This window comes from Polaromonas sp. (assembly GCF_030682935.1).
In the GTDB taxonomy this organism is placed as follows: Bacteria; Pseudomonadota; Gammaproteobacteria; order Burkholderiales; family Burkholderiaceae_C; genus Polaromonas.
Genome location: NZ_JAUXNA010000039.1, coordinates 1 through 3,576 on the forward strand (window position 1 = coordinate 1; position 3,576 = coordinate 3,576).

3 protein-coding genes are annotated in these 3,576 nt (G+C 56.8%); all 3 read left to right on the forward strand.

The genetic code is table 11. From position 1 onward, the window contains the following. A partial coding sequence (gene icd, locus Q8K05_RS01410; RefSeq protein ID WP_305244765.1) for an NADP-dependent isocitrate dehydrogenase occupies window positions 1-1,230 on the forward strand: 1,230 nt, incomplete at its 5' end. A gap of 160 nt (window positions 1,231-1,390) precedes the next feature. Beyond that, window positions 1,391-1,762 carry an ATP-dependent Clp protease adapter ClpS gene (clpS, locus tag Q8K05_RS01415; RefSeq protein ID WP_305244766.1) on the forward strand — a complete coding sequence of 124 codons (372 nt, stop codon included), beginning with the start codon at window positions 1,391-1,393 and terminating at the stop codon, window positions 1,760-1,762. Window positions 1,763-1,828: 66 nt separating this feature from the next. Next, a partial coding sequence (locus Q8K05_RS01420; protein ID WP_305244767.1) for an AAA family ATPase occupies window positions 1,829-3,576 on the forward strand: 1,748 nt, incomplete at its 3' end.

Consider the following 3,576-nt stretch of genomic DNA (forward strand, 5'->3'; position numbering starts at 1 on the left):
GCCCAAGGCCAAAAAATCACCGTCAATGCCGACAATTCACTGAATGTTCCGGACGAGCCGATCATTCCGTTTATTGAAGGCGATGGCACAGGCGTAGACATCACGCCCGTCATGATTAAAGTGGTCGATGCTGTTGTTGCCAAAGCCTACAGTGGCAAGAAGAAAATCCACTGGATGGAAGTGTTTGCTGGCGAAAAATCCACCAAAATATATGGCCCTGATGTCTGGTTGCCCGAAGAAACCATGCATGCTGTGCGCGACTACGTGGTTTCCATCAAAGGCCCGCTGACCACGCCTGTGGGCGGTGGTATCCGTAGCTTGAACGTCGCACTGCGTCAGGAACTTGACCTGTACGTCTGCCTGCGACCCATTCAGTATTTTGCAGGCGTTCCTTCTCCCGTGAAAGAGCCCCAGAAGACCAATATGGTGATTTTCCGCGAGAATTCGGAAGACATCTATGCCGGCATCGAGTTCGAAGCAGGCAGTGACAAGGCCAAGAAACTCATCAAGTTCCTGCAGGACGAACTGGCAGTCACGAAAATCCGCTTTCCCAACACCTCCGGCATCGGCATCAAGCCTGTGTCCAGCGAAGGCACCGAGCGCCTGATGCGCAAGGCCCTGCAGTATGCGATTGACAATGACAAGCCCAGCGTGACCATCGTGCACAAGGGCAACATCATGAAGTTCACCGAAGGTGGCTTTCGCGATTGGGCCTACGGACTGGCGCAAAACGAATTTGGCGCTGAACTGATCGACGGTGGCCCATGGTGCAAGTTCAAAAACCCGAAAACGGGCAATGACATCATCGTCAAAGACGTGATTGCGGACGCTTTCCTGCAGCAGATTTTGTTGCGTCCGGCCGAATACAGCGTGATTGCCACGCTGAACCTCAATGGCGACTACGTCTCTGACGCACTTGCAGCCCAGGTGGGCGGCATCGGCATTGCTCCTGGCGCCAACCTGAGCGACACCATCGCCATGTTTGAAGCCACACACGGCACAGCGCCCAAATATGCCGGCAAGGATTACGTGAACCCTGGTTCGCTTATTCTGTCTGCTGAAATGATGCTGCGCCACATGGGCTGGTCCGAGGCGGCTGACCTGATCATCAGCTCGATGGAAAAGTCGATTGAGTCCAAGAAAGTCACCTACGACTTTGCCCGACTCATGGAAGGCGCAACCCAGGTCAGCTGCTCTGGCTTCGGCCAGGTCATGATCGACCACATGTAAATCTGGCTTAGCTGCCCTGCAAGCCGCCCGGGAGCAATCCCGAGGCGGTTTTTTTTATGGACGCGGGGAAGGGTCTGAAATGTTCCCTTGAAGGCCGCGCTACCGTCACCAATTCCCATTCCAGGCCTACAGAAGCGCAGGGATGGCTAGAATGAATTCCATGGCAACCAAATCTCCAAAATCTCCGGCGCTCCCTCCGGCTCCCGCTGTCAAGCCCAACGACGTCAACGGTGGGGATTCGGTCGTTTTGGAGCGTCGTCCGCAGAAAACGAAGCCGCCGCAGATGTACCAGGTGGCGCTTTTGAATGATGACTACACCCCGATGGAGTTCGTCGTGGTGGTCATTCAGGAGTTTTTCAACAAGGACAGGGACACCGCTACGCAGATCATGCTAAAGATTCACCTGGATGGAAAAGGCATTTGCGGTGTTTTCTCCAAAGACGTGGCGGCTACCAAAGTCGACCAGGTCACGGAAGCAGCCCGAAAAAATGGTCATCCTCTGCAATGTGTCAGCGAGCCCATTGAATTATGAGAAATTCCGCCAATATTCTGTTGAAGTCAGTACAGTAACAATTCACGCAAGCCGAAAGGAAGATCAATGATTGCCCAGGAATTAGAAGTCAGCTTGCACATGGCCTTTGTCGAGGCTCGCCAGCAACGGCACGAATTCATCACCGTTGAGCATTTGCTGCTGGCCTTGCTGGACAACCCCAGTGCGGCCGAAGTGTTGCGCGCCTGCTCGGCCAATGTGGATGATCTGCGCAAGTCGCTTGCCAATTTCATCAAGGACAACACGCCCCAGGTCGCTGGCAGCGATGACGTCGACACGCAACCCACGCTGGGATTCCAGCGGGTGATTCAGCGCGCCATCATGCATGTGCAGTCCACCGGAAATGGCAAAAAAGAAGTGACTGGCGCCAATGTGCTGGTCGCCATTTTTGGCGAGAAGGACTCGCATGCCGTGTACTACCTGCACCAACAGGGCGTGACCCGCCTGGACGTGGTGAATTTCATTGCGCACGGCATCAAGAAAAGCGACCCGACCGAGCCCAGCAAGGCCGGTGAACCCGCAGCCGAGAGCGAGGAAGGCACCGAAAAGAACGAAAAAGCCTCACCGCTTGAGCAGTTCACGGTCAACCTCAACCAGCTCGCCAAAGACGGCAAGATCGATCCGCTGATCGGTCGCCACTACGAGGTCGAGCGCGTGATCCAGATTCTTTGCCGCCGCCGCAAAAACAACCCGCTGCTGGTGGGTGAAGCCGGCGTGGGTAAAACCGCGATTGCCGAGGGCCTGGCCTGGCGCATCACCCAAAAAGACGTGCCCGAAATCCTGGCCGAGGCGCAGGTCTATTCGCTCGACATGGGCGCCTTGCTGGCCGGCACCAAATACCGCGGTGACTTTGAACAACGTCTCAAAGGCGTGCTGAAGTCCCTGAAAGACAAGCCCAACGGCATCTTGTTCATTGACGAAATCCACACCCTGATCGGTGCCGGTGCAGCTTCTGGCGGCACGCTGGATGCGTCCAACCTGCTCAAGCCAGCCCTCAGTTCGGGTCAGCTCAAGTGCATTGGCGCCACCACTTTTACCGAATACCGCGGCATCTTCGAAAAAGACGCGGCGCTGTCACGGCGCTTCCAGAAGGTCGATGTGGTCGAGCCTTCGGTGCAGGAAACGGTCGATATCCTCAAGGGCCTGAAGTCGCGCTTTGAAGAGCACCATGGCGTCAAGTATGCGCTGGCTGCCCTGCAGGCGGCGGCCGAACTCAGCGCCAAATACATCAACGACCGCCACTTGCCCGACAAGGCCATCGACGTGATTGACGAGGCGGGCGCCGCCCAGCGCATCTTGCCGGCCAACAAGCGCAAGAAAACCATCACCAAGACCGAGGTGGAAGAAATCGTGGCCAAAATCGCCCGGATTCCTGCCGCCAATGTCTCCAATGACGACCGCGGCAAGCTCAAGACGCTGGAGCGCGACCTGAAAAGCGTGGTGTTCGGCCAGGACAAGGCACTCGACGTGCTGGCGTCCTCCGTCAAGATGGCGCGCTCGGGCCTGGGCAAGGACGACAAGCCCATTGGCTCCTTCCTGTTTTCGGGCCCCACGGGCGTGGGCAAGACGGAAGCCGCCAAGCAATTGGCCTACATCATGGGCATCGAGTTGATCCGCTTTGACATGTCGGAGTACATGGAGCGCCATGCCGTGAGCCGCCTGATTGGTGCGCCTCCGGGCTATGTGGGCTTTGACCAGGGTGGGCTGCTGACCGAGGCGGTGACCAAAAAGCCGCATTGCGTGCTGCTGCTCGACGAAATCGAAAAAGCGCACCCTGACATCTTCAACGTGCTGCT